Raw genomic sequence first — 999 nt, 5'->3', positions numbered from 1 at the left:
TGCGCGAATTGAATACGTTGTATCGCGCGGCCTGTGACGGACAGACAGATCCGCTGCCGGCACTGACGATCCAATATCCGGATTATGCGGCGTGGCAGCGTCAGTGGCTCTCGGGCGAGCGGCTGCAAGCGCAAAGCGAATACTGGCGCACGCAGCTGGCCGATGCACCGGTGCTGCTGACGTTACCGACCGACCGGCCGCGTCCGGCGCAGCAATCGTTTGCCGGTGCCTGTGTGCCAATTCGGATCGATGCGCAGACAACCCGTGAGCTCAAGCGTTTGAGCCAGGCGCAAGGCGCGACGCTATTCATGACGGTGCTGGCCGCGTGGAGCGCGGTGCTCGCGCGGCTGTCAGGGCAGGAGGATCTGGTCATTGGCACGGCAAGCGCCAATCGTCACCATCCTCAGATTGAGCCGTTGATTGGCTTTTTTGTGAACACGCTGGCGTTGCGCATGGATGTGTCGGACGAGCCGAGCGCCACACAGCTGCTTGAGCGGGTGCGGCGCACGGCACTGGAGGCGCAAGCGCATCAGGACTTGCCGTTCGAGCAGGTGGTGGAGATTGTGCAGCCGCCGAGGCGGCTTGATCATACGCCGCTGTTTCAGGTGATGTTCGTGTGGCAGAACAACGAGCACGGCACGTGGGCCTTGCCGGGGCTGGAAGTCATGCCCGCTAGCTGGGACCACGAGGTGGCCAAGTTCGATTTGAACCTGCACATGCATGAAGCCGATGGAGAGATGGTCGGCGTTCTGCACTATGCAACGGTGTTGTTCGATCACGCGACGATCGAGCGGCACGTCGGCTATCTGCAAACGACGTTGCAGGCGATGGCCGCTGACGCATCGCACCCGGTGACGCGCGTCGAGCTGCTGGTGCCGGCCGAGCGTACGTTGCTGCTCGAGACGTGGAACGCGACACAACAGGATTACCCATCGCACCGGTGTATTCACCAATTGTTCGAAGCGCAGGTGGAGCGCACGCCGGATGTGACGGCATTGG

At 62.4% G+C, this 999-nt stretch carries 1 protein-coding gene; it reads left to right on the top strand.

The genetic code is table 11. From position 1 onward, the window contains the following. A partial coding sequence (locus tag KPG66_RS17355) for a condensation domain-containing protein (protein ID WP_237071680.1) occupies positions 1-999 on the top strand: 999 nt, incomplete at both ends.

The organism is Mycetohabitans sp. B2 (assembly GCF_021733735.1).
In the GTDB taxonomy this organism is placed as follows: domain Bacteria; phylum Pseudomonadota; class Gammaproteobacteria; order Burkholderiales; family Burkholderiaceae; genus Mycetohabitans; species Mycetohabitans rhizoxinica.
Note: the sequence above shows the minus strand (reverse complement) of the source record. Positions and strands in the feature narration are given on the sequence as shown.